Genomic DNA, 23,516 nt, shown 5'->3' with positions numbered 1-23,516 from the left:
TTATGCTTACTTGGAGTCGGAAGAACAACGAGCACTTGTGAAATATAATACCTATCATAAAGAAAACACGAAAGCGTGGAAGCAAGACATTAGCAAATTTGAGAACTGGTTGTATCTGTTCTCCCACTGCCCCCAATGATTCTCAAAGGAATCCCTGAGCAATGGCGATCGGAAGAACGAAATGCGCAGGTAGCTGTACGAACCAAATAAAAGAGAGGTGTCCTATGGTCATTTTAATGGCTTATGGGACAGCCTCACGAAAACTATATGGATTGCATAACGACGCCTTCCGGCAATACGAGTTCAATCCGATTTCGAATTGCAGCATCGCCCATCCGATCCCCAAAAATAACCACGCTTCCACTGTCTTCGCTTGATCGAATCAGACGGCCGATGCCCTGCCGAAGTCTTAGCAGCATATATGGCATGTCAACTTCTTCCAGCGGGTCGCGCGCTTCTTCTCTTCTCGCCGCAAATACCGGATCATTAGGCGGGAATGGCAAATCCCATATGATTACCTGTGACAATGACGGACCTGGGATGTCCAATCCCTCCCACAGCGTAACAGCGCACAGCACGCTTTCTTCTTCCTGCTGGAACTGTGCAATCAAATGGCTGATTTCCGCCGAGCCTTCAAAAAGGAACGGATATCTTTCGCGGATAGGCTGACCTTCCGTCTCCATACGAAAACGAGCTAATTCCTCCATAGACGGAAACAGCATAAGCGTTCTGCCGCCAGATTGCCGCAGCAGCTCGATGCAGCTCTCCAGCTTATCTGTCGCGTTAAGCGGCGCGTATACCTTCATCCGATTCTCATAATCGTACGGCGATGGCACTGTAAATTGAAGCGCATCCTGAATGCCAAGACTGTCTTTCATGAACGAAAACGAGTTGTTGACGGACATCGTGGCGGACGAGAAGACGATTGGCATTTTGCGTGAGAACAGCTGGTCGCGCAGCACCTCTTTTACCCATTTCGGCATAATGACAAGCGAGATGCCTTCTTTGTCGTCCGCTGCCCAACTGATTGGCTTATCCTCTTTTTTGAACAGGGAAAGCGCGAGCTGTATCATTTCCAAATGCTCTTCGACAATTTTCAGCTGATAGGAGTCAATTGTAAACAATCCGCCCTCGAATACAAGTTCTTCCTCAATCGAGCCAATGACCGCTTGAAGCTTGGCGACTTCACGATGCAGCTGTTCGTTCCAACGAATTTCTTTCCGATTCGATGCCGGCACTTTCTCGCTGTAATCAGCTAGCAGCTGAAATAAATATTCGCTTTGTGCAATCGCTTCTTCAACTGCCTCCGCAAGCGATTCGCGAATCTCATCCTGCAGCAAACGAGTAATTATCGATTCGAACACGCTATGATTAAGCTTATAGGTGAGCGCTTGCTGCGCTGCGGTTTCGAGCAAATGTCCTTCATCAAAAATAACCGAGCTATGCTCAGGCAGCAGCGGCAATTGCCCTTCCCTCTGACGCGACTCGTACGTCCAAATATGCTCCATGTAAAAGTCATGCGAGCAAATAATGACGTCTGCCGACTTGCGGTAATGATCGCGCGAAAGCGTCTGGCCGCAGCGATGCCGCCGATCGCACACGAGGCAATCCTGGAACACGTCCCAGCCGATTTTTTCCCATTGGCCATCATGAAGCTCGGGATAATCCTTGCGGTTGCCGTATGGATGAAAGCTTTGCATCGTTTCCGGCTTATGCACAAAATTCGGCAATGACCTGAACACCTCGTCATAATGCTCCGAATCGTCGTCGAAAGCCGCTCTTGCCTCATCCAGTTTATTTAAACATACGTATTGGTCTGCCGATTTGGCCAATCTCGCGTCAACGATCAAATCCAAATGGCGGGCAAGCTTTGCAATATCGCCTTCCGGTTTGACAAGCTGCTCGATAAGCGACTCGTCGGCGCATGCGATAATCGCCGGCTTTCTTGTATATCTTGCATAGGTGACGGCGTATAGCAAATATGCAAGCGTTTTGCCTGTTCCCACTCCTGCTTCGGCAAAAATCGTCTGCTTCTCGGCATAAGCGCGCTCCAGCTGAAAAGCCATAAAAATTTGCTCGTCGCGCGTTTCAAACCCCGCTTCAGGCAGCCTCTCGTAGAACACATCGGCAATCCAATCGCTTGCTTGCTGAATGAACGGCTCTTTTGGATCGAACGTAAACGGATATTGAGTCACGGCTTGTATCCCCCATTAGTTGCAAACGACCGCGTGCAAGCACGCAGCCGTCTGTCATTTCCCCTATTTCGCTTAACTGCTATAGCTTCATTAAAAATCCGATTTCGGCTTGCGCGGCTGACGTTTTGGTTTGTTCTGTACGGCTGGCAAATGCTTCATGCTTCTTCCCATCGGTCCTTTGCAAATCGGACAGCTTTGTTCCGATGATGCAAATTCATCGCGAACCCAAGCTTTGCACTCCGGATTTTTACATTTCAAAATTTTGGTCGGTAACAGTTTCGGTTTCGTTGTGTCTTCGCTTGTAGCCAATTTTCCATCCCTTTCATCCATCGCTTACAAAAAAACAATCCCGATTAATATATCATTATCGGAATGATGAAGTCAAAGGGAACGGGCTGTACATGAGTGACTATTTCGCCACATGCTCTCTCTTCAAGATCGAGAATACGACCGCATCGACAAACTGTCCCTTCTCCAAGTAATAGTCGCGAAGCAGCCCTTCCTCTGTCAAACCGTTTTTTAAGAGCAGCCGTCTGGAACCCTCATTACTTGGATCGATCAACGCTTCAATTCGGTTTAGCCCCAATACTTCAAAGCCGTAAGGGATAATAGCGGCGACTGCCTCCGTCATAATGCCGTGATTCCAACGCTCTGGTGTCAGTTCATAGCCGATCTCGGCTTTGCAATGCTCTTTCTTCCATGTATGATAACCGCAAGTTCCAATGAGGACAGTCGGGTCTTCTTTCAAACAGATAGCCCAACGGATACCAAGCCCCAGCGTGAAGCTGTCGTTCCACATTTGAATAATATCAACAGCTTGACTGCGCTCGGTGAAGCTATCAAGATCATAATAACGAGTAACCTCATCGCTCGAAAAATAATGAAAAATCGCATCGGCATCTTGAAGCGTCAACTGCCGCAGCATTAGTCGCTCTGTCTGAAGCTCCGGAAAATAATCCATCTCTCAATCTCCTATTAGCTCTTTGATGAAATGTTTAGCCTGATATAGCCTTAATAATTGCAATAGCGCCATATGTAAGTAATACAACGCCGGAAATAAGATTGATCCATCGCATGGCTGATCGGTTCAACACCGTCCGAATGGAGCCAATTACGATACACAGAAAAGTCCACCATAGCATTGAACCCAGCCAAATGCCAATCATCATCCACCATGCGCCGCCTGCTCCGGTCGTGGACGTTTGCTCGATAGCAGAAAAAATGCCCACAAACGAAATAATCGTAAGCGGGTTCGATATTGTTAACGCAAATGTCGTCAAGCTGGCGTGCGCCAAGCTCCGGCTTGACTTTACGTCGCCGCGTTCATCTGCTGCTTGAGCCAAAAACGATTGCAAGCCTAAGTAGATTAAAAAAAGACCTCCCAGCAAACGGATCCACTGCTGCTGGCTCGTAAGCAAATCCATAACCGCCGTAAATCCGGCGGCTGCAATTATGCCATAAACCGCATCAGCGGCAGCTGCGCCGAAGCCGGACGCCAATCCGTATAATCGGCCTTGCGTTATCATTCTTTTCATACATAAAATACCGATCGGGCCAACAGGCGCTGCAATCGATAGCCCAATCAGAAGGCCGTTAAAAACCGTCATTTATACATCATTGCTCCATTACGATTATTTTCTCGTATAGATTCGCTTTCCAGCCGTTCGGCCAGTGCTTGTTTCCGACTAGCATATAACCGTTATTGCGATAATAAGCGTTTAGCGCCGAATTTTCTGCGATGCAGTCCAATCTTGCCGACGATTTTCCTCTCGAGGCAATTTCTGCTTCAGCCCATTTCAGCAGCTTCGAACCTATGCCAAGTCCCGCGTGCGCCCTGCTGGTGGCAAAACGATGGATATAACCTGCATCTTCGCTGTTTTGTTCACCCCAAACATCCGGATCCGTCCAGCAGAGGAGCAAGGTGCCGACAATGCCGCCGTTCAAGCTTGCCACGTAAACATCCGCTCCGCTATCCATCCATTCCTTTACTTGCTCTAAACGAAAAAAATCAGGATGCCATTGATTGATTCCTTTCTCTAATAGCCAGTTCGCCGCATTTACCCACAGCCCGAATATCGTTTCGCCGTCTTCCAGCGTCGCTGGCCTTACCTCAAGCGTTACATTGATTGTACGATCCATTTGCTTCACCTTTCTAGTCCAAATAATAGCGACCAACCTTAAACCGTTTATCGAACTGCTTCCAGTCTCCATTAAAAACGTTCAAATCAACGTACGCGTCAATTCCCGCCACGCGGCCCCGATTGCTGTATTGCCAAAGCAGCCAATCGCGGTCCTTCTTTAATTTCGGAGATTTGACGATATCGCGAATCCAAATGTCATTCTCGGTAAAACTTCCGGCAATATACGTATTGTAGGTTGCATAAGTCACATATAAAAGCGGTTTTTGCTCGTAGTGCTGCTCCAATTTATTAATTAATGCCGTTAATTGCTCGCGGATGCCAGACACATCCTTGTCTAATGCAATTTCAATATCGATAACCGGAGGCAACGTGTCGTCTTCTTTCGGCACGGTCGCGATATAATGATCGGCTTGCTGCTCGCCTGTGCTTTGCGTTGTAAAGAAGTGATAGGCCCCTACTGCGAACCCTCTCCTGCTCGCCTCCGTCCAGTTGCGGTTAAAATACGGATCCGTCAAATCCCGGCCTTCCGTCGCTTTGATGTACACAAACCGATAAAGATTTGTACTGCGGACTTTATTCCAATCGATATTTCCTTGATAACGGGCGACATCAAGACCCTTCACGCTGTACGATTTGGCAAAAAAGCTATTATGCCAGATGACGCCTTTAAATTGCAAGAAGCCTAATGAAGCCAACACCACGACCGCGGCAAGGACACGGAACAGCTTTAACGAAATTTTTTGTTTTTGCCGCCATGAACGAAGCAGCATGATCAATATGAATACGACAACAACTACAGGGATTCCGATGATGTACCTGATTGGGGCAACTTTGCCGTTATAAACAGTTGCAGTAATAATAACGAATAAGGCTAAGCCTGCCATTGATAAGCGGCTAATCAACCGAATCCACTTGCGATCTCTCTTGGTTATTGGCATTGGCTATCCTCTCGCAAGAGGAATATAAACTTCCGTTTCATTCGGCCATACCGGCATATCCCTCTTGTAAACTTCGAGCGCTAACGCTTTGCTGTTATTGGATAAGTTATGTTCCTTCACATATTGGTGCAGCTCCGCATAAGGATCTCCGCTGCTGCGCGTTTTCACATAGGACTGGGCCGGGATCGTGAAACCGATCATCCCTTCCGGAATATCGCTGAGCCGGCTCACTTCAGCACAAATCAAATAAGTAAACAGCTGTTCGCTGCTGAAATGCGGGCTTACATATTGTGTTTCATCGACCACATGCCGAATTTCATCATACCGGCAGAAAAAGCTTTCTTTCATCTGCTCGACCCGCTTCGGGTCATGTCCGCGAAAAGAGGACGTCACCGATAAACCGACATAATGTTTTTCCGGCAGCTGAACAACCTCGATCTGATTCAATTCCACCGCGGACTTAACCTCCAATAATGTTATTAATGCCCAATTACAGAATAACGCACATTTGTTCGCGTGTAAATCGTATATTTCCGATTTATTCCACCTCGAATATAGAATCCCGTTACAATGACGCAATTCTCATATTGCGCCGCAGGATCGCTCGCAGCAGGCAATACAATTCCTAATTGAATTAATCGTTGTTCAATAGTTGACATCCTGTAACCCCCTTAGTACAGCGGTTGGCTTTCCTCTCACAATAGCATCCGACAAACGAAATTCTTTTCTGCAATCATTGTAAAACCTCCCTAATCGATAGCCGCCGCCTGTGAAAACAGACCGATGCTGCAGCCACACAACAACAAGCGTACCTTCAAGAAGAATTCGGTGAAACAGCCTCGACCATCCGTTCCTTAGCTTGCTTCTTCCTAGCGACAGCTTGTACAACGTCTCTGACTGGAACTGCACATGTTTGATTTCGTCCTGCAATATTTGCTCGCATATTTGAATCAAGGTCGCCGATCTTGTACATTCCCGTAGAGCTTTGTAATATACCTTGGCTATAATCTCCGCCGTGATGAGGACGATAATGGACTGCTCCAGTCCAGCCAATTTGCGCAGCCTGCGAAAGGCCTGATCGACCCAATGCTCGCGAATAATCGGGATTTGCTGTATTTTCATAAATTTGCCGAGCTCTCTTGCATGCCGCTGTTCTTCGCGAATGAACTCCACGATTGCACTGAAATAACCTTCATCCTTCGTACGATCGATATAGGCTTTCGCGTTGCCGGTTAAATGCTTACCCTCCGAATTTTCACCGAGCTGAAACTGCTGGATCGACTTCGCAATCCGCTTTCGTTCCTCCGGCGTAATCCGGTACGGATCGTCCCAGTCCAGCGGTTTTAAGTGATCGCCGTTGTATTGAAAATACGTTCTCCATTTTGCAAAATCAACTTCCAAAGCCGCTGCCTCCTTTGCTTTCTAAATGATATCAAGCAATTCGCTTAGCCTGTTAATGGAATGCAGCGGCGCTGCTTGAATGCCTTCACGCCATGCTTGATTCACTTGAAGCCATATCGTATCCATCCCGATCTTCGCCGCGCCTTCCACATCGTTGACGGGATGATCGCCGATAAATAAACATTGCTCCGGCTGCAATTCGAGCCGATTTAAGGCAAGCTGAAAGATGGACGGATCAGGCTTCTTCACGCCTGCCTCCTCCGAAACGATAATGAGATCAAACTCGTTGCGAATGGCCACTTGATCGATTTTGCCGTATTGAATCATTGTTTTTCCGTTTGTAATTAATCCCGTTAAATATTTAGATTTCGCATGCTGCAGCACTTCAATCGCTTGCTCCATCAATACGGCGCTTTTTACATATTCATCGCTGTAGAACGACAGCAGTTCCGCTTTAGTCGGCTTAATCGCCCATGGAAGCTCGTCGATCAGTTCAGCAAACAGTTCATTTTTATTTTTGTATCCGTCCTCGTCCAATTCGACGATTCGGTCATGGATCGCTCGGGTGTCTTCTATATGGCTAAAGTAGGATTCGATCAGCCTCTCTGTAAATTGGCTAAACGTACGCGTCCGGTCCAACAGCGTATTGTCGAGATCAAAAATGACCGCCTTAATATGATCCATCTTTGCAACTCCCCTTTATCTCTATTTGCTTCCAAGCAGAAATTACATCAACCACTTTCCCCGTTCTGAATGTTCAGACTTTTCTGCCGCCTAGTCACCATTGTAAAATATAAAATAGGAAAATAAAGAGAAAATTAGCTAAAAAAAATTTCGTATTTTTTGCAAATAAAGAAAGCGGCCTCGAAAGGCCGCTTTGCATCCCATTATGATTAATCTTATGCCGAAATCCATTGCTGCGATTATTTCGCAAAAATATGATTGCCGATCGTTACGATCTGCTTACGCGTCCAAATCCAATCGGAAGTAGCTGTCTTCGGATTAAAGTAATACAACGCGCCGCCGGATGGATCCTCGCCTCTCAATGCGTCAATCGCCGCACGATACGCCTCCGAGTCTGGCTGCATGTAGTATTGGCCGTCATCAACGGCTGTGAATGCGCCCGATTCCTCAATTACGCCTTCAATTGTATCCGGGAATCCGGAAGCTTGAACACGATTCATGACAACCGCTGCAACTGCGACTTTACCTTTATAGGATTCCCCGCGCGCTTCACCGTATACGATTCGAGCAAGCAAATTGAGCTCGCGTTCGTTAGCCGATGTTTTTTTCAATTTGGACCATGTCTTTACCCCGGCTACGCCGTCTTTAGCAAGACCATAATCCGCTTGAAACTTGCGAACCGCATCTTCAGTCATGCGTCCGTAAAAGTCCGTTACCGCATCATTCGTAAAGTAACCCAGCGTCTTCAGACGGAATTGCAAGTCTGGAACGTCTGCTCCGCTATCGCCGTATTGCAGCGTTGCCGGCGCTGCCGCTTGTGCAGCTTGCACGGGAACCGCAATTGCAATAATTAATGCAAAAATATATATAAACGTTTTTTTCATCCGATTATTTTTCATGATTTTAATATTCCTCCTCATAATTTTCATAATCATTATCATAATTTAATGGTTTTATAATGGAATCGGCTAACTATTTTTATGAGTTTAACATAATAAAAAATATTGTGTAACCCTTTGTGAACAATTACATTAATTTGCTAATGAAGCATTTGAAACAATTAGTGAAGCCCGTTATTGTCCGCTTGTTGACGGATTGGTACAATATAGGAAGAATTTTAACGAGATAATAAAGCGAGGTGCAGCTGCAACAAATGAACATTTTGAAAGTAAAAGACCGCCAAGAGCTCGATCGCAAGCTGCCGTCCATGCCGTGGTATGTCGAGAAGTTCGTCAACTATAAACTCCCTGACCTCTCACCTTCTTCGCTGCTCGAGTACGTCAGAGATTACGAGCTGTTTATGAAATGGCTAATTGCCGAAGGCTTATCAAATGCGACAGATATTAAAGGTGTCGAACTCATCGAGCTGGAGCGTCTCCACATGGAGAGCATAGACAATTTTCGAATGTTCCTCGCGACGAATCCGATCCACAGCAATTCCAAAACAACGATAACGCGCCGATTATCGTCATTGCGCTCGTTATTTCATTATTTAAGCCAAATAGCCGAGGATGATGAATTTTATCCGCTGCTTAAGCGCAACGTAATGGCGAAAGTGTCGATCAAACGAACCCATAAACCGAAGGATACGGCCGCAAAATTAGAGGGCAAGCTGCTGCAGGAGGAAGAAATTGCGGAGTTTATGGCTTATATCGGTCATTATTATGAGAATGACATCGCGACGAACAAGCAGGCGCTTTACTCTTATAAGCTCAATCAGACGCGCGACGCTTGCATTATTAGCCTCATCCTCCATTCCGGACTTCGCGTCTCGGAGCTTGTAAATTTAAACGTCGATGACATCGATGTGAAGAAAAAGCTTTGTTATGTCTACCGCAAGGGTAAAAATGACGATACGTTCAAAACGCCGGTTTACTTCCGCCAGGAAGCGACTGCCGATCTTAACGCATATTTGCAAATGCGGGATACCCGTTATAAAGCGCCTAAACGCGAAAAAGCCCTCTTTCTTGCCATTGCAAACGGCAAAAACGAAGGCTCTCGCATGACCAAACGGGCTATTCAGGAGATGGTTATCAAATACGCCAAAAGATTTGGCAAGCCTTATCTATCCGTACATAAGCTGCGCCATTCCTTCGCTACCGACTATTACTTGCGCAACGATATTTATATGACACAAGAGCAGCTCGGCCATGCTTCGCCGGAAACGACGCAAATCTATGCGCATTTAACCGACAAAACGATGGCTGAAGCGATTGATCGAATAAAGAGATCGAGCGAGGATTCGTAATACGCGTTGGTGTGCGTGTGCAGGTGCTCCACTGCGCGGACGAAACTTCCTACGATCGCCGTTACTCACGGACTCCATGATTGGATTCACCATAGGTCGGAGTCCGTGAGCATAAGCGAACACTTAAAAGCTTTCTGCAAGAAAGCTACTTCGTAAGCATCAACTGAGCTTCCCCGGAATCATTCGCCCGCTCCGTTCCGTTTCACCCTACCTCGTCTAATCCGCACTAGAAAATAGAAAATATGGGAAAGTTACGGCTATTATAGTATAGTATAACCAAATAGGAGGTCGTTTCAAATGAGGAAACTTCTTAAATGGTTATTATTCGGAGCATTTATCATGGTTGTTGGTTGCAGTAACGGAACAATTAACGAAACCGCAAAGAACGACTCAGCGGCGAAAGAAACATCAACCCAGGGTCTGTCTGATACGCCCAAAGTTAATGGGGCTCCTGCTTCAGAGCTAGAAAGTGATGATAATCTCGCTCTGGAATTTATCGAGGTATATATTAACGGTTCGAACGTGAAACAAAAAAAGAAATTTCTTGACGAAAAGATTAGTTCGGATGTACAAACTATATTTTTGTTCGGAGCGCACTCCGAACGCGAAGAAGCCGATAAATTTTTAAATCCGAAACAAATGAAAAAGAAGGAATACGAACTCGAAGGAAAGAAAGGCTCGCTAATACTGTTTAACAACGATCAGAATAAGGAACTGATCGTTGATATTAATGAAGGCAAAATAGCATGGTACTATTCGGCGAGCGATAATAAAGAACAGTTTGACATCATTAGAAAATTGATGTCTGAAGAAACAAAATCAACACGCCGGACCAGAATTACCGAAGGGGCCGAATAAAATGAAAATCGGAAGAACTAAAAGGTCCATTTTTTCACCGATCCTGATGGGCATAAATTTGAATGCCATATGGGTACGCTGCAGGACAGACTTTCCTATTACTAAGATGATAAGGAACATATGATTTTTTATGACCAATAAATCAATTGATTTAAAAACAAAAATCTTGAGCCTTTTGGCTCAAGATTTTTAACGATCACCGAACAATCCGGCGTCCGCCGTCGATATGCCTTCCTCGACTGCAAATTCAAAATCCTCGATATCGTATACCTGCACTGGCACTTCCGCCTCAATTAGCTTATCTTGAAATTCGAATTGGTCAGACAAAAGCGGTATGCTCAACTTTGAGCTTGTCAGCAGCAGTTCGGTTTCAATCGGATCGAAAAATTCCCCGTAATGCGCGTTATCCACCGCGTGGACAATCGTAAACTGAATGCGGTCGTTTAACAGCAGCGGAGCGCTTTCACGCCACGGCATCTGCATCGCCTTCTCAATCTTTTTGCGATTAAGCGGATCCTCGAAAAACGAAATCAGTTCCGAAATTTTGTTGCGAACGTGGAAATCGTCGTCTGGATCGTCCATCACCGGATCGGACCCGTCTCTCATATCGTACAGCTCTAATACGGATGAATAAGGGACGACATAATCAATGGGACGGCTCGGAACAAGTAGATGCCCATAGGTTGCCACCATCACAGCTTCAATTACAAATCGCCGTCGCATGCTAGTTCCTCCTTCAGTACAAACGGTTCCACATTATTATACAATATTACGAACCGTGTACAAGATAGCCAAACGCCAAATTTGCGTAAATTCCGCTTTCCGCAGTAAAATGTAGGGATAGACATATATAGGAGGTACTTGCGAGTGGAACGAGAAGAAGCAATTATTATTGGAGCCGGGCCTTGCGGGTTGGCAGCCGCGATTGAGCTGCAGCGAATCGGTCTTCGCCCCCTTATTATCGAGAAAAACAATCTTGTGCACTCTATCTCCCAATATCCAACCTATATGCAATTTTTCAGCACGGCAGACCGTTTGGAAATTGGCGATATTCCTTTTACTTCACCCAATGAAAAACCATACCGGATCGAAGCGATCAACTATTACCGGACTGCGGCGGTACGTCACGAATTGCGAGTGAACGCATATGAAACGGTCATGAAGGTGGAACGAAACAGCGACGGCTTTCTCGTATCGAGCGTTGACCGCTTCGGTGACGAGCGCCGCTATGCAAGCCGATATGTCGTCATTGCGACAGGATATTTTGACCATCCCAATTACTTAGGCATTCCTGGGGAAACGCTCGATAAGGTGTCTCATTTTTTCCGTGAATCGCATCCTTATACGGGGATGGAAGTTGCGATTATCGGCGGAAGCAACTCCGCGATCGACGCCGCACTCGAGCTTCAGCGCGTTGGCGCCAAAGTGACGGTCATTTATCGCGGCGATACTTACTCGCGCAGCATAAAACCATGGGTTCGGCCCGGCTTGGAGAAGAAAGTGGAATCGGGCGAAATCCAAATGCTGTTCCAATCGCATGTAGTCGAAATCGATAAACGAAGCGTTACGATAGAAGCTGCGGAAGGCCGCCGAACGATACCGAATGATTTCGTCTTTGCTTTGACCGGCTTCCACCCGGACCGGCAATTTCTAGCCGATACCGGCGTCATCATCGCCGAAGAAGGCTATCCCTTTTTTGACGAAACGACAATGGAGACGAACGTCCCCGGCCTTTATTTAGCCGGCGTCGTCGCCTCCAAGCATGAAGCTAATGAAATATTTATCGAATCCGGCCGCTATCATGGCAACAAAATTGCTCAGCATATTACAAGCCGTATGGCCTAATTCCGTTAATAACGGCTCGACTCGTCGAGCCGTTTTTTCAATTGCTCCGCAATGGCAGCATCCAGCTCGCGTTCGCCGTAGCGAACTTCCTCGTAGCTGCGAATCAAACGCCGCTCGTCTTCTGTCGAAGCGTTTTTCCGCCATGTCGCAATATCTCCCGCTACCTCTTGCGGCGTCATATCCGAACGATGCGCATAGCCCTTTGCGATCTGCTCGGATACGAAACGGCGATACAGATAACGGATCCGCTCCGCTCCGCTCGTCAGCTTGCTCCAGCGATCTTCCTTGCGAGCACTGCCTTCCTGTCTCCATCCGCTTCTCCATTTCGAGGAAGCAATAATACTCTCTACCTCATCCGTATATCCGTCGTCCGCGCCCCGCTTCTCGTTCGATCGCTCCCAAATTTTCGCGAGGATTCGCTGGGAGAGACGGTACAAGGTTCTGCCGAGAAAATAGAGAAGCACGCACAGCACAATAATAACGATAATGGTGCCAGCAATACGCAAAATTTGCTCCAGCACGATCAACCATTGGGCTGGTTCCTTGATTTCTTCAGGCATCGCAGGCGGAGGCGGTGTTTGTTCTTCCGGCGTTTCGGTCAGCTGTTCTTTTACAGGACGGTTTAGAACGTCCATGATCGCTGCGACAATGTATCGGAATGCCGATTCAACCGCATGCTGCAGCTGACGAAACAAGCTAAAAATGCAAAGCACGACCACGACAGCAACTGTCATCCACCGATTTTGTCTGCGTCCCGCAGCAGCTGCCGCTGACTTTGATTTTCCGTAAAGTCCCGCTTCTCCCGACACTAATCTCTCATTTGCAATAAAGAAAAATAAGATGACACAGGCAATGCCGCAATAGATTGTAAGATCGCCGAAAGGCTCAAGCTTATCCCACATTTTTACGAATAATTGTATAACGACATAACCAAAAATAGCGAAAAGCATCGCTTGATTCGGGAATGCCGTTCTCCATCCGGCCATCCGCATTCGCATGCCCCGCAATGAAACCAAAGCGCTCAGCAGTATAACCGTCATTGAAGTTACATAATAAGAGAAGCCTCTATCGGCAGTGCCGTCTAACGCCAATAAAGCAGCCGCAGAAATACCGCCCGTTGCCAATGCAAGCAGTATGCGATATATGCGTCGTTCCAGCTTCATAACACCGTTCAGTCCATAGCCAGCAGTGTAGATTAGCGGCAATGCTAACAGCCAGAGCATGACAAACGGTCCGTTTAATGCATATACAGCTGCAATTAAATGAAGCGGCAGCAGAAATAGGTTCTCGACCGTTCCCATAAGAGCTGCCAACGCAAAATGCGTCCGGTCGAACCGAATATTCGGAGCCGGTTGATTATGATGAATGCTCATCCAGCGGCACCTGCTTTCCCGAACCGTTCGTCCACGAATACTTGATCCTTATGTTCGACCAACGGCCAGCAGACGACTGCGTTTCCGTTGTTTCTTAAACGCTCGGCTTGCAGCTCCATTTCATCATTCCAAAAAGCAGAAATAATAACAATGTCGCGATGGGAATAAGCGCTGTCCGCCTCTCGTTCCAGCAATTCCGCAAATTTCTCCGTTCGAAGCAACTCGAGCCTTGCCATCGCTTCAAACAGCTCAAACAGATGGCCGTTGCCGCCGCGCGGCTCGATCACCGTGCTGTCCATACCGCCAAGCATCGGCATGTTGCATGCGAAACCGGCTTCCATTCCTGCTTGAATAACATACTGTACGGCTCCGGCCGTCCATTCAATTCCTTGCTCGATTAAATATTCTTCCGTTATCGTTCGCCACATGCCTTCACGATCTTCTGCATTCAAGTAGACCATCAGCTTGCGGTCGGCAGTAAAATCGTACTGATGAACTTGCAGCTTCCCCGCTCTTGCCGTTGCTTTCCAATTCACCTGCTTGTACGTATCTCCAGTTCGATAATCCCTTGTCCCGGCTATAACAAATGGATCTTCGATGATCCATCTCCTAACACAAATATCGCCTTGCCAGCTATGCGACGGCAGTTCGTGGACCGGAACTTCTGCCGGCTTAGGATAGACGATTAACTGACCGCTTAGCGGGATTTGTCTGGTCATTTGCTGGATGCCAAGCAAATCGCCGCCTGTAATCGTCACTGTATTCAGTTTATACAAACCGCGGCGCGAGGCGGTGATCCGGTGTCTCCGCGTAATTTTAGTAAAAGGCATTAGCGAGAAAAAGCTGTTATGGTTTTGAGACAGCTGCCCGCTGCTAATGTCCAAATTTTCCTGATGCTGAAACTGCAGGCTCGCCGGCATTTGCGACTCCACGCGAAGCCATGGAACAGGCAACCCTTTCTCATTCGTTAATTGCTCGACAAGCTCAATTTGCTCGCCGCGAAAACAGCTTCTTGATTGAAAATGTCGTTGATATCCGATTTTACGAAGCGCAAAAATTTTGAATAGCTTGCCCTGAAGGAATAATACGATAACGGCAATAACGCCAAACCAGACAATAATCATTGCGTCCGCCTAACGACTCGAAATGCCGGTTTCCGCCGGAACAGCCGTTTGCCGAATAATATCGGCGATAATGTGCTCTGCGTTGCGCTGCGTCCGCTGAACGCCACGAAGCGCAAGACGGTGAGCAAGCGCAGGAGCGGCCATTGCCTTTACATCGTCCGGCGTCACATAATCCCGACCTTGTAAAATCGCATATACTTGCACGGCGCGCAGCAATGCCTGGCTTCCGCGCGGACTAACGCCGATCAGCACATCCTCGCGAGCCCTCGTTTTTTCAACGATCTGAAGCAAGTAATGCAGAACGTCGTCGGAGATGCGAACGGAGCTGTACAGCCGCTGCGCCTCGGCAATTTGTTCCGCATCGGCGATCGACTGAAGCGGCTCAAGCGGATCGCCTTCCTTGAACCGTTTCAAAATCTGTACGGCTTCCTCCGTTGTCGGATAGCCCATCTCAATTTTAAACAAGAAGCGATCAAGCTGCGCCTCCGGCAGCGGGAATGTCCCCTGATGGTCGACCGGATTTTGCGTTGCGATAACCATAAACGGCTTGTCCAACCGCTTTGTCTCGCCTTCTACGCTAATTTGCCTCTCCTCCATGCATTCCAGCAAGCTGGCTTGCGTTCGCGGCGTTGCTCGATTGATCTCGTCGGCAAGCAGCAGGTTCGTGAACAGCGGACCGGGACGGAACTCGAAGCCGCCCTCCTTCTGGTTATAAAACTGAATGCCGGTCAAATCGGAAGGAAGCAGATCCGGCGTAAATTGTACGCGCCGGAACTGCAGCTTCAAAGATTTTGCAAGCGACTTCGCCAGCATCGTTTTGCCTGTGCCGGGAACGTCTTCCAGCAGAACATGACCTGAAGTAACGAGCGCAATAAACAGCAAGTCGATCACACGTTCTTTACCGACGATTACGCGGCCAATATTGGCTTTCAGACTTTTGGCTAATTCGGTGACGGATTGGTATGGCATAAGTACGGCTCCTTCTCCCAATGAAAATAAATGATGATTAACAGCGGGTTCGGTCTATCCCCGCTGCAGCTTTTGCAGCTCTCTCCAGCCGATCATTCGGATATTCTCTTCCGCCAGCGTCCGCTGAATCGCTTTGTCGCGGAAGAGCTGAAATTCCATGCCGCGTTTTTCCGGCTGGCCGTGAAAGGCGAGCAGCTCGTCAGTGACAAGCGAGGGATGAATAATGAGCTCTGTAACGCCAGGCTGTAAACTGCGAAGCAATTGTTGCATATCGGCTCTTAACGATTCATAGGTTTCATCCTCTTGAAGCTGAAACGGCAGCCCGACTAAATAATCAAGGATGACAACGCCCTTTGAATCCGCCAGCAGGCCAAGCTGCCTGGCTTGTTCTGCAAGCTCCGGCGGCGCTACCTGCCCGTCTTCAGCTGGTACGAGCCGCGGCATACGGAAAGGCAATCCATATTTCGCGCAGATGTCGAACACAATCGGCAAAAAATTTCTGCCCGTGGCAAGGCCATACAGGCTGCCCATATGATTGTCCGCGTGCGTCGGGTTCATCCCCCTGCTTAAAGCCGTCTCAATTTGCGCAATCAGCTCGACGCGCACTTGTTCCGGATCGGCTTGAAGCTCAAACGTTTTGCAATCCTTCGGAAAGAAGCCTTCGCTAGTCACGAGCGACTGTACGTTATCCATCCGATTGACCGGCCCCCAGCGGTAATTGTCCCATTCACTGGTTAAAGTCAAATGAATGCCTACATCGTACTCGGGATGATTAACGCTCCATTGCGCCGCTTCCTTGGATGCTTTGCACGGCACCATAAGCGTAGCGGAGCTGACAGCACGCTCCTCAAGCAGCTGCTGGATGCCGTTATTGACCGATTTGCATAATCCGTAATCGTCCGCGTTAACAATGAGCAGCCGTTGATCGCTGCCATAACCGAGCGCTGATGCGACATTCATTATTACCAGCTCCTTATCTCCTAATTATTAATGACATTAAATATAGAATTCGACTAAGCGGCGATAAAATAGCTCAACAAGCTGCTTCTCATTAGCTGCAGTCCATTCGCATACACGAGAAGCTTGATCGATAATGCTGCCGAATGTGCTCGGCATATCCAGCTTATCCAGCAGCCGGCTTGCAAAATGGAGCGTCACGTCGAGCATCCGCAATAGAATAAGCGCGGGCAGCAATTCCGCTTCACTGGCTGTTAACGGACGCCCGCCGCCGCTGTATCCGCTGCAGAACACATCAATTCGTTCCCAATTCAGCGATTCTTTCTCACTAATCAGATCGACGATGACTACCGCCAGTTCCATTGCGCGGACATCAACCGTGCAAAATTCGAAATCGAGCAATCCGATCACTTCATCCCCGGCAGCGACTGCATTACTGAAATTGACATCGCCGTGTATCCATTGCGAAGGCAGATCTCGGATCGCAGACAGCCGTGTCCGCAACTGCTCGCGGTGCAGCAGAAGCTCCGAAAGCTTCTCGGCACGCTGCCCGATTTCCGCATAATCGTTTTGCAAGCTGCTAATCTCGCTGTCGGTGACAGACGCATAATTTTGGTCCAGTTCGTAATAAGGGGAATATGCCGGCGCAAGCTTCGGTTTAATTTGACTGAATGCCAAGCTTAATCCAGAAACCGCCCGCCCAAGAGTTCGAATGTGCGCAATCTTTTCCATTGTTGGCCGATTGCCCGGAATAAATTCATACAAGGCGGCCAACGTCCCGTCAGGCGCGGCTGAAACGGTATCGCCTTTGCTGTTCGGTACCGGCACAGGCGTGCGGAACGGCTTATCGACTTGCTGCAGCGCTTTCAATATTTCGTGCTCGAATTGAACCGTCCCGCTGTCCTTATGATTGTTGTACTCCCGAAGCACATATTTACGGCTGCCGGCTTCAATCATAACCGTCGTATTATTCATGCCGCTTTCACCCGGAACAATCGACCAATCCGACTCGAACCGGTACTGTTCGATATAAACGGCAAATCTGTCTTTCGTCAAAACGATGATGCCTCCTTGCGTTCTGGCCATGTTGCGTTCCTGTTGTATGTGCTGCTCGAAATTGCGAAATTGTTGTTTACTTGCTCCGCGGTCACTGCCGATTAAAGCGTCAAGCTTGTTGAGGCTGATCGTCCTGCTGCAGCTTACGAAGCCTTTCCGTCAGCGTTTCTCTCCAGCTGTCCGCAAGCGCAGACACTACCAGCAGCGATTGAATCGCCGACTCGTCCCTCTTGGCCCGAAACATAATACGGTTAGCTTCTGCGATCGTTATGCCGGCTGGATCACGCTCCACCAATTCAACCGAAGTTCCGGAAGCAATATTTCCTTCCTCTAATACCCGGAAATAAAACCCCGAGAAGCCGGTTTCCTGCACCTCTGCAGTCAGCGCCGGCCGTTGGTGTCTGACGCCCAGCTTATAGCACGGGACGCGAGGCTGGCTTACTTGTACAGTGACTTCGCCTGCCCGGATAATATCGCCGATGCACAGATCATGCTCCGACCATTCTGCAAGCGTCCAGTTTTCCCCAAATGCGCCATAATCCAAAGGACGTCCGAACTGCTCCTGCCAATACGGATAATGACGGTCGAAATACGCGCATACCGCTTTATCCGGACCGCCATGATTGACGGTATCGGCTTGCCCGTCGCCAGCATGACCAGTTCGGCCAAGCTTGATCGAGTCATCGGTCGCCGATTTGAAAATCGCGGTCATTATCGGCTTATCGCCATGCTTGGCCGAGACCGGTTGACCGATATTTAGCGATACTATATTGCTGCTGCTAACAATCGCATTCAATTTCCCGCCCCCATTTCAGATGTGATGAATAGTTCTATTATAATCGTATCAGGGAGAAGATGGCAAAACAATTGAGGGCCAATCCTCCCTAATGCCCAGCCGGCTATCTTCAGAAAATAGTCTGAAAAGTACAGGGATTCGCCGTTTTCGACACTATCGCCTTCAATCCATCACCGCATTGTCGAAAACGTATCATTTCTGTAGGATTATGCGCTTCCCCGGGAAATAACTATCGTTATCGACTCATTTCCCGGCAGTTATTTCCCCGGTCTGCACGCTCAATCAATGAAGATCGAATTTTCTTTCCATTCTGATAATTTCGCCGCGAGGCCGCTTCAACCGGCTTTGCAGCTTTGCCAAATGCCGCGCGCCATACTTTCGATTCGCAAATGAGGCAACGGCATATAACAAGACAATACCAAATGCCGCCTCCCATCCCGTAGCGGCGATTGCCAATACCGCTGTGGCGAGCAGCCAGACAAACGCTGTTTTGTAAATCGTCATTCCCCAGCTGCCAAGCCGCCATGGCGCATCGTCCAGCAGACGATGACGGCCTTGAAGCTTTATTAAGAGCGCTATCGGAATCGCATAAGCGATATTCGTGCAGATCATCGCAAATCCATTCAGTACAACGGCAAAATTTTCACCGGTAAGCAACCGCACAGCGATAAACAGCACGTAAGTTAAGGCAGCTGCAAGCCAGATTGCATTCCGCGGCGATTGCGCCTCTGCCGTTACTCGGCTCCAAACGGGGCTGAACGGCAGCGCCTGATCCCGCGCCATGCAAAAGATGGCGCGCGAACAGCTTCCAAGCGTCGTAAACCCGCTTCCCCATAAAGCGCAGGCAATCGCAAGCGCGATGATCGGAGAGCCGGCCGCGCCGTGCAGAGCGGCGGATAAGAACACGCCTTCTTTTACTTCTGTCCAGCCATTCCCTCCCCATACCGGAAATAGGAGCACAACGAATAAAAACAGGACTAGCCCAATAATATAGCTGTATGCGGCGGACAGAAATATCGCCCACGGAACTCGAATGCGCGGATCATGCGTCTCTTCCGATCCGTGCGCCGCGCCATCCATACCGACAAACAGTTTATTCAATAGCAGAACGCCTGCCAGAAACGGCCAGGGCTGAACGGCCCCGTCAAGCCCGCCGTCACGAAATGCATAGAGCAGCTCCGGCGAATAAACGCCCGGCCATAACAAAAATGCCAAACCGCCGATTATCGAAACAGCAATTGCAGCCTGCAGCCAGAACCCCGCAATTTGAACCGTCGCAATAATAGCTGTTCCTCTATGCTGTATCGCCGCTTGCGAAGCGGTTGCCGCGACCGCCAACAAACCGATCGTCCACCACTCGCTCTCGTATTGGAGTCTTGCCGAAAGGATCGCATCGAGCGCCAAAGCGAAGGCTCCATTGAACAATGCGGTCATCGCGACGCTTCCCGCAAGCTGAAACCAGCCGGCATACCACCCCCACACCCTTCTTCCGATCGCAGAGGCCCAATGATAAACGCCGCCTGAAGTCGGCACAGCCGAAGACAGCTCTGCAAGCGTTGCGCTGACGGCAAGCGCGAAGAAGGCGGCGATCGGCAAGCCGACGGCAACAGTTGACGGACCGCCCTGCTGAATCGCAGGCCCGAGGAACAATACTGCCGCGCCGATTACGCCCATTGAGTTGAAGCTTAACCCGAACGAGCCCAACGATCCGTATTTTCTTCTAAACTGCTGCGCTAATCCGAACCGGTTTAAATCATGCTTATCCTGTTGCGCCTGAACATACGAATAACTGGTCATGCTGGAATGACCGGACGAATGAACGTTTTTTTGCGCTTTATGACCAATAGCAACAGCAGCGGCACAAACGGCCATATACAAAACCATGCCAAGCATGACAGCAGCCATCGCACCATCCCCTTGCGAATTAGTTTTGCAACAAAAGAAGCTTCGCATCAAGTAGTCAATGCGAAGCCGTCTAAACTTAGTATAGTTGCCGGGATGAATTATTAGTTGTTTTGCGCCATGATTCCAAGCGGTCCGTTCTCGTCTATAATATCGAGCAGATCATAAACCGAAATCGGAAAATACGGAAATCCATAAGCGTAAGGCGTAAGCTCATACAACGCGAAAAAAATAACGAGCGACCGATCGGCAATATAAAAATATTGGTCCGGCCTTATCTTATCGAAAGGCTCGATTGTGCTTATATCTCTTTCTTTGATCTGTTCGCTAATTATATCAGACAGCCGATTAACGTAATCGCTGCCCGGCTTAAACAGATCGCTTAATACGTATGACTGCCCGGTTGAAACTTTGAACGTCAGCGGCTGCTGAAGCGTCAAGCCGTGAGCCCCGCCCGTATAAGCGTAATTGTATAGAGAAAGGCTGAGTATATCCTTCTCGTTCGTTTTCACCTCGTAAAAGCCTTGCATTTCAGACCTCGGATCCTCGAGCGACCCTTGATCGGCTACCAGCTGCTGCGCCCCTTGCCTAATCGATTCATTAATCTTCTTGATCGCCGCCTCGTTAGGGCCGCCGCTCACATGAGGCAGCCAAAGCACCGCTTTCGGAAAGACGGCTCGGGATGATTGCACAATGACGGGAGATTGGAATGCCATTAAGAAGACACCTGCCCTATTTAGGTTAGATGCTTCATTCTATGAAGAGACAGTCCATCTCATGCCACCCTATTGATTTATCGCTCTTAAAAGATTTACAGCAGCATTTTCTCCCGCTCGGTCAGTCTTCTGCCCTTTACATCCAACACCAGCTCGCCGTTGTTCAAGCCAAGAATCCGATCCGCATAACGCTCCGCCCAGTCTCCTTGATGCAATACGGCGATAACGATGACGCCTTGCTCTTGGCAAAGCTTCTTTAAATCGCTTAATACGCGGTCGGCCGTATGAGGGTCAAGTCCGGCAACGGGCTCGTCCGCCGCGATCACTTTGGCGCCGTGCACAAGCGCACGGGCAATTGCAATCCGCTGCTGCTCGCCGCCGCTCATTTTGCCGGCTTGCTGATGTGCCTTATCCAGCAGACCCATTTTTTCAATCGTATCCATTGCGCCCATGTAATCGTCGTTGCGAACCATGCCCGTCCATCTCCGCCATGCGGGCGTTTGCGTAACGGAACCGATGACGACGTTCTTCAAGCCGGTTTTGTTCGGATAGAGCGACGGCTTCTCTTCGAGGTAAGCGATTTCACGTTTTACCTTTAGCCGTTCTGCAAAGCCCTTCTTGAAGACGTCGACGCCGTCAAAACGATACTCGCCGCTCGTCCACTTCTCCTGAAGGGAGAGACATTTCAGCAGCATCGATTTGCCGCTGCCGCTCGCTCCTTTAATTGCAATAAATTGTCCTTCGCCAGACTCAAAACTAATATTGTTCAATACCTTTGGTCCGCCTGGAATTGTTTTGGATAAATTCATGACTCTTATCATTCGATGCGCGCCCCTCCATGGTTGCTTGCCGTTTCTATAAATCTAGTTTAAGGGAAACAAAAAACAGTTTCCACGCGAACAAATGTTTGCTATAATGGAAATAGGAACAAACGTTCTATTGGCGAGCAAAAAACCTATTTGAATTATTAAGGAGGCTGGATCACCATGGGAAACATCTGCGAAAATTTTCGGTATGAAGAGAAAGCTTGGCCGCGCCGCGACTTAACGTTTAAATTTTATTCGGACGGAGCGCTGACGATTATCGATAATCGTTCGGAGGAGGTGATCTCGCCCAATGATTTGAAAGGGGACAGCCTCGATTTTTATATTCGCCGGCGCATCGTATTCATTAAAAATCAACTGGCCGCTTCGCAGCGGAAATACGCATAACAGCCATTCGCTTTATGCGGCGGAGACGAGCAGCGCCAGCTGCCCTGCTCTCCGCCGCTCAGCTTTTTATGTGCCGCGCAAGACTACGGAAGCTGCTTGTTGATTCCGTTCAAGCTTGGCGGACGATTAGCAAATTTATTAAGCTTTGAGCTGACCGCTTCCTCTTTGATGCTTGAATCATTTTGACGATTATGCTTTTTGTCACTTTTGTTTATTGGCATACTTTTCACCTCCATTATCATTATGAGGATAATTTACATATTTTATAATGTTTTCGCTCATTCCCCCCGCTTATTTGACGAAACGGCTCCATTACGGTAGATTGTTCATACGACCACGGTTAAAGGAGCTGTACTTCACATGAAACAGCACATATTTTTCGATCTGGACGACACGCTCATCCATTGCAATAAATATTTTTATTTGGTCATCGACCAATTTGTCGATGCCATGACGACTTGGTTCTCCGGCTATGAAGGCATTAGCGCCGAAGCGGTGCGAACGAAGCAAACCGAGATCGATATAGCCGGAATTGCGGTGTTAGGCTTCAAGAGCGAACATTTTCCGCAATCGTTTATAGATACATATGTCCACTTTAGTACACTGACTGGGCGCAAGCGTTCTTCGAAGGAGCAGGATTTGCTCTGGAAATTGGGCCTCAGCGTTTACGAACACGAGACCGAGCCTTATCCGCATATGGAAGAAACGCTCGACTCGCTCGCTGCGAGCGGACATGAGCTTCATTTATATACGGGCGGGGAACTGACCATCCAACGCCGCAAGATTGAACGCATGCAGCTGGAAAGCTATTTCGGCCAGCGCATTTATATCCGTCAGCACAAGAATAGCGCAGCACTTGAGCAAATTCTTACGGACGGCGGCTATGATCGCAGCCATACTTGGATGATCGGCAACTCGATCCGCACCGACGTTGTCCCTGCTCTTACGGCTGGAATCCACGCCATCCATATGCGAGCCGAATCCGAATGGCAATATAATGTCGTGCAGATCGACGTACAGCCGAAAGGCGCTTTTTTCACATTGGACAAACTGCTTGAAGTGCCGAATGCCATCCAACAGTACATTAAACGTTAAACCGAAA

27 protein-coding genes and 1 pseudogene are annotated in these 23,516 nt (G+C 48.4%); 6 read left to right on the top strand and 22 right to left on the bottom strand.

Going from position 1 to position 23,516, the window contains the following annotated elements; translation table 11 throughout:
- Window positions 1-263 precede the first annotated feature (263 nt).
- The 11 genes from GOM71_RS15805 to sleB form a co-directional block, all read right to left on the bottom strand.
- Window positions 264-2,195, bottom strand: a complete 1,932-nt coding sequence (locus GOM71_RS15805; RefSeq protein WP_367649640.1) for an ATP-dependent DNA helicase — start codon at window positions 2,193-2,195, stop codon at window positions 264-266.
- Between the two features lie 90 nt (window positions 2,196-2,285).
- A complete protein-coding gene (locus tag GOM71_RS15800) occupies window positions 2,286-2,453 on the bottom strand; it encodes a cold-inducible protein YdjO-related protein (protein WP_367649639.1) in 168 nt (55 codons plus the stop codon).
- 151 nt (window positions 2,454-2,604) lie between these two features.
- Window positions 2,605-3,156, bottom strand: a complete 552-nt coding sequence (locus GOM71_RS15795; protein ID WP_156282756.1) for a GNAT family N-acetyltransferase — start codon at window positions 3,154-3,156, stop codon at window positions 2,605-2,607.
- Window positions 3,157-3,190: 34 nt separating this feature from the next.
- Window positions 3,191-3,802, bottom strand: coding sequence for a LysE family translocator (locus tag GOM71_RS15790; protein ID WP_156282754.1), 612 nt, complete (start codon window positions 3,800-3,802; stop codon window positions 3,191-3,193).
- A 7-nt stretch (window positions 3,803-3,809) separates the two neighbouring features.
- Complete coding sequence (locus tag GOM71_RS15785; protein WP_156282753.1) at window positions 3,810-4,334, bottom strand: GNAT family N-acetyltransferase; 525 nt, start codon at window positions 4,332-4,334, stop codon at window positions 3,810-3,812.
- Between the two features lie 13 nt (window positions 4,335-4,347).
- A complete protein-coding gene (locus GOM71_RS15780; protein WP_253944874.1) occupies window positions 4,348-5,274 on the bottom strand; it encodes a glycoside hydrolase family 25 protein in 927 nt (308 codons plus the stop codon).
- A 3-nt stretch (window positions 5,275-5,277) separates the two neighbouring features.
- Entirely contained in the window at window positions 5,278-5,727 is a 450-nt protein-coding gene (locus GOM71_RS15775; RefSeq protein WP_173275695.1) for a GyrI-like domain-containing protein, read from the bottom strand.
- Window positions 5,728-5,753: 26 nt separating this feature from the next.
- A complete protein-coding gene (locus GOM71_RS24120) occupies window positions 5,754-5,933 on the bottom strand; it encodes a hypothetical protein (RefSeq protein ID WP_216651758.1) in 180 nt (59 codons plus the stop codon).
- Entirely contained in the window at window positions 5,920-6,675 is a 756-nt protein-coding gene (locus GOM71_RS15765; RefSeq protein WP_156282750.1) for a ferritin-like domain-containing protein, read from the bottom strand. The genes GOM71_RS24120 and GOM71_RS15765 overlap by 14 nt, the downstream gene beginning before the upstream one ends.
- A 21-nt stretch (window positions 6,676-6,696) precedes the next feature.
- Window positions 6,697-7,359 (bottom strand): HAD family hydrolase, encoded by a 663-nt coding sequence (locus tag GOM71_RS15760; RefSeq protein ID WP_156282748.1) that lies wholly within the window; start codon window positions 7,357-7,359, stop codon window positions 6,697-6,699.
- A 239-nt stretch (window positions 7,360-7,598) separates the two neighbouring features.
- Complete coding sequence (sleB, locus tag GOM71_RS15755) at window positions 7,599-8,258, bottom strand: spore cortex-lytic enzyme (RefSeq protein ID WP_253944873.1); 660 nt, start codon at window positions 8,256-8,258, stop codon at window positions 7,599-7,601.
- 254 nt (window positions 8,259-8,512) lie between these two features.
- Between sleB and xerS the strand changes: the two genes are divergently transcribed.
- The 3 genes and pseudogenes from xerS to GOM71_RS24475 all read left to right on the top strand — a co-directional run.
- Complete coding sequence (gene xerS / locus GOM71_RS15750) at window positions 8,513-9,607, top strand: tyrosine recombinase XerS (RefSeq protein WP_156282746.1); 1,095 nt, start codon at window positions 8,513-8,515, stop codon at window positions 9,605-9,607.
- Between the two features lie 297 nt (window positions 9,608-9,904).
- Window positions 9,905-10,465, top strand: coding sequence for a hypothetical protein (locus GOM71_RS15745; RefSeq protein ID WP_156282744.1), 561 nt, complete (start codon window positions 9,905-9,907; stop codon window positions 10,463-10,465).
- A gap of 30 nt (window positions 10,466-10,495) precedes the next feature.
- Window positions 10,496-10,570 (top strand): annotated as a pseudogene (locus tag GOM71_RS24475) (metallothiol transferase FosB); the annotation flags it as partial.
- Window positions 10,571-10,654: 84 nt separating this feature from the next.
- Here GOM71_RS24475 and GOM71_RS15735 read toward each other — a convergent pair.
- Window positions 10,655-11,188, bottom strand: coding sequence for an ADP-heptose synthase (locus GOM71_RS15735; RefSeq protein ID WP_156282742.1), 534 nt, complete (start codon window positions 11,186-11,188; stop codon window positions 10,655-10,657).
- Between the two features lie 144 nt (window positions 11,189-11,332).
- On the opposite strand from GOM71_RS15735, the gene GOM71_RS15730 reads away from it, so the two are divergent.
- On the top strand, window positions 11,333-12,310 hold the full coding sequence (locus GOM71_RS15730; RefSeq protein WP_367649638.1) for a YpdA family putative bacillithiol disulfide reductase: 978 nt from the start codon (window positions 11,333-11,335) through the stop codon (window positions 12,308-12,310).
- A gap of 5 nt (window positions 12,311-12,315) precedes the next feature.
- Here the strand turns inward: GOM71_RS15730 and GOM71_RS15725 are convergent, their stop codons facing one another.
- From GOM71_RS15725 to GOM71_RS15685, 9 genes are all read right to left on the bottom strand, one after another.
- On the bottom strand, window positions 12,316-13,683 hold the full coding sequence (locus tag GOM71_RS15725; RefSeq protein ID WP_156282738.1) for a DUF4129 domain-containing protein: 1,368 nt from the start codon (window positions 13,681-13,683) through the stop codon (window positions 12,316-12,318).
- A complete protein-coding gene (locus GOM71_RS15720) occupies window positions 13,680-14,807 on the bottom strand; it encodes a DUF58 domain-containing protein (RefSeq protein ID WP_156282736.1) in 1,128 nt (375 codons plus the stop codon). Before GOM71_RS15720 ends, GOM71_RS15725 begins: the two co-directional genes overlap by 4 nt.
- A 9-nt stretch (window positions 14,808-14,816) precedes the next feature.
- Complete coding sequence (locus GOM71_RS15715; RefSeq protein WP_156282735.1) at window positions 14,817-15,776, bottom strand: AAA family ATPase; 960 nt, start codon at window positions 15,774-15,776, stop codon at window positions 14,817-14,819.
- A gap of 54 nt (window positions 15,777-15,830) precedes the next feature.
- Window positions 15,831-16,736, bottom strand: coding sequence for a polysaccharide deacetylase family protein (locus GOM71_RS15710; protein ID WP_156282733.1), 906 nt, complete (start codon window positions 16,734-16,736; stop codon window positions 15,831-15,833).
- Window positions 16,737-16,772: 36 nt separating this feature from the next.
- Window positions 16,773-17,789 carry a phosphotransferase gene (locus GOM71_RS15705; protein ID WP_173275692.1) on the bottom strand — a complete coding sequence of 339 codons (1,017 nt, stop codon included), beginning with the start codon at window positions 17,787-17,789 and terminating at the stop codon, window positions 16,773-16,775.
- 109 nt (window positions 17,790-17,898) lie between these two features.
- Window positions 17,899-18,585 carry an MOSC domain-containing protein gene (locus GOM71_RS15700; protein ID WP_253944872.1) on the bottom strand — a complete coding sequence of 229 codons (687 nt, stop codon included), beginning with the start codon at window positions 18,583-18,585 and terminating at the stop codon, window positions 17,899-17,901.
- 282 nt (window positions 18,586-18,867) lie between these two features.
- Window positions 18,868-20,490, bottom strand: a complete 1,623-nt coding sequence (locus GOM71_RS15695; RefSeq protein WP_173275689.1) for an amino acid permease — start codon at window positions 20,488-20,490, stop codon at window positions 18,868-18,870.
- Between the two features lie 101 nt (window positions 20,491-20,591).
- On the bottom strand, window positions 20,592-21,203 hold the full coding sequence (locus GOM71_RS15690) for a DUF3298 and DUF4163 domain-containing protein (protein WP_156282728.1): 612 nt from the start codon (window positions 21,201-21,203) through the stop codon (window positions 20,592-20,594).
- Window positions 21,204-21,298: 95 nt separating this feature from the next.
- Window positions 21,299-22,024 (bottom strand): phosphonate ABC transporter ATP-binding protein, encoded by a 726-nt coding sequence (locus GOM71_RS15685; protein WP_156282727.1) that lies wholly within the window; start codon window positions 22,022-22,024, stop codon window positions 21,299-21,301.
- 165 nt (window positions 22,025-22,189) lie between these two features.
- On the opposite strand from GOM71_RS15685, the gene GOM71_RS15680 reads away from it, so the two are divergent.
- Entirely contained in the window at window positions 22,190-22,414 is a 225-nt protein-coding gene (locus GOM71_RS15680) for a hypothetical protein (protein ID WP_156282726.1), read from the top strand.
- 83 nt (window positions 22,415-22,497) lie between these two features.
- Here the strand turns inward: GOM71_RS15680 and GOM71_RS23910 are convergent, their stop codons facing one another.
- Window positions 22,498-22,635: a hypothetical protein gene (locus GOM71_RS23910; RefSeq protein WP_173275686.1), complete on the bottom strand. Its 138-nt coding sequence runs from the start codon at window positions 22,633-22,635 to the stop codon at window positions 22,498-22,500.
- Window positions 22,636-22,774: 139 nt separating this feature from the next.
- On the opposite strand from GOM71_RS23910, the gene GOM71_RS15675 reads away from it, so the two are divergent.
- Window positions 22,775-23,509 (top strand): HAD family hydrolase, encoded by a 735-nt coding sequence (locus GOM71_RS15675; protein WP_156282724.1) that lies wholly within the window; start codon window positions 22,775-22,777, stop codon window positions 23,507-23,509.
- The last annotated feature ends 7 nt before the right edge of the window (window positions 23,510-23,516 follow it).

Origin of the sequence: Paenibacillus sp. NEAU-GSW1, assembly GCF_009737085.1 — a bacterium.
GTDB lineage: Bacteria > Bacillota > Bacilli > Paenibacillales > Paenibacillaceae > Pristimantibacillus.
This window is presented reverse-complemented; position numbering and strand designations above follow the sequence as displayed.

Coding starts and splice junctions, on each gene's coding strand:
- GOM71_RS23910 (WP_173275686.1), bottom strand. CDS start 22,635: ATGCCAATAAACAAAAGTGACAAAAAGCATAATCGTCAAAATGATTCA.
- GOM71_RS15735 (WP_156282742.1), bottom strand. CDS start 11,188: ATGCGACGGCGATTTGTAATTGAAGCTGTGATGGTGGCAACCTATGGG.
- GOM71_RS15710 (WP_156282733.1), bottom strand. CDS start 16,736: ATGAATGTCGCATCAGCGCTCGGTTATGGCAGCGATCAACGGCTGCTC.
- sleB (WP_253944873.1), bottom strand. CDS start 8,258: ATGAAAAATAATCGGATGAAAAAAACGTTTATATATATTTTTGCATTA.
- GOM71_RS15690 (WP_156282728.1), bottom strand. CDS start 21,203: ATGGCATTCCAATCTCCCGTCATTGTGCAATCATCCCGAGCCGTCTTT.
- GOM71_RS15795 (WP_156282756.1), bottom strand. CDS start 3,156: ATGGATTATTTTCCGGAGCTTCAGACAGAGCGACTAATGCTGCGGCAG.
- GOM71_RS15715 (WP_156282735.1), bottom strand. CDS start 15,776: ATGCCATACCAATCCGTCACCGAATTAGCCAAAAGTCTGAAAGCCAAT.
- GOM71_RS15790 (WP_156282754.1), bottom strand. CDS start 3,802: ATGACGGTTTTTAACGGCCTTCTGATTGGGCTATCGATTGCAGCGCCT.
- GOM71_RS15745 (WP_156282744.1), top strand. CDS start 9,905: ATGAGGAAACTTCTTAAATGGTTATTATTCGGAGCATTTATCATGGTT.
- GOM71_RS15680 (WP_156282726.1), top strand. CDS start 22,190: ATGGGAAACATCTGCGAAAATTTTCGGTATGAAGAGAAAGCTTGGCCG.
- GOM71_RS15785 (WP_156282753.1), bottom strand. CDS start 4,334: ATGGATCGTACAATCAATGTAACGCTTGAGGTAAGGCCAGCGACGCTG.
- GOM71_RS15675 (WP_156282724.1), top strand. CDS start 22,775: ATGAAACAGCACATATTTTTCGATCTGGACGACACGCTCATCCATTGC.
- GOM71_RS15720 (WP_156282736.1), bottom strand. CDS start 14,807: ATGATTATTGTCTGGTTTGGCGTTATTGCCGTTATCGTATTATTCCTT.
- GOM71_RS15695 (WP_173275689.1), bottom strand. CDS start 20,490: ATGGCTGCTGTCATGCTTGGCATGGTTTTGTATATGGCCGTTTGTGCC.
- GOM71_RS15780 (WP_253944874.1), bottom strand. CDS start 5,274: ATGCCAATAACCAAGAGAGATCGCAAGTGGATTCGGTTGATTAGCCGC.
- GOM71_RS15760 (WP_156282748.1), bottom strand. CDS start 7,359: ATGGATCATATTAAGGCGGTCATTTTTGATCTCGACAATACGCTGTTG.
- GOM71_RS15725 (WP_156282738.1), bottom strand. CDS start 13,683: ATGAGCATTCATCATAATCAACCGGCTCCGAATATTCGGTTCGACCGG.
- xerS (WP_156282746.1), top strand. CDS start 8,513: ATGAACATTTTGAAAGTAAAAGACCGCCAAGAGCTCGATCGCAAGCTG.
- GOM71_RS15685 (WP_156282727.1), bottom strand. CDS start 22,024: ATGATAAGAGTCATGAATTTATCCAAAACAATTCCAGGCGGACCAAAG.
- GOM71_RS24120 (WP_216651758.1), bottom strand. CDS start 5,933: ATGTCAACTATTGAACAACGATTAATTCAATTAGGAATTGTATTGCCT.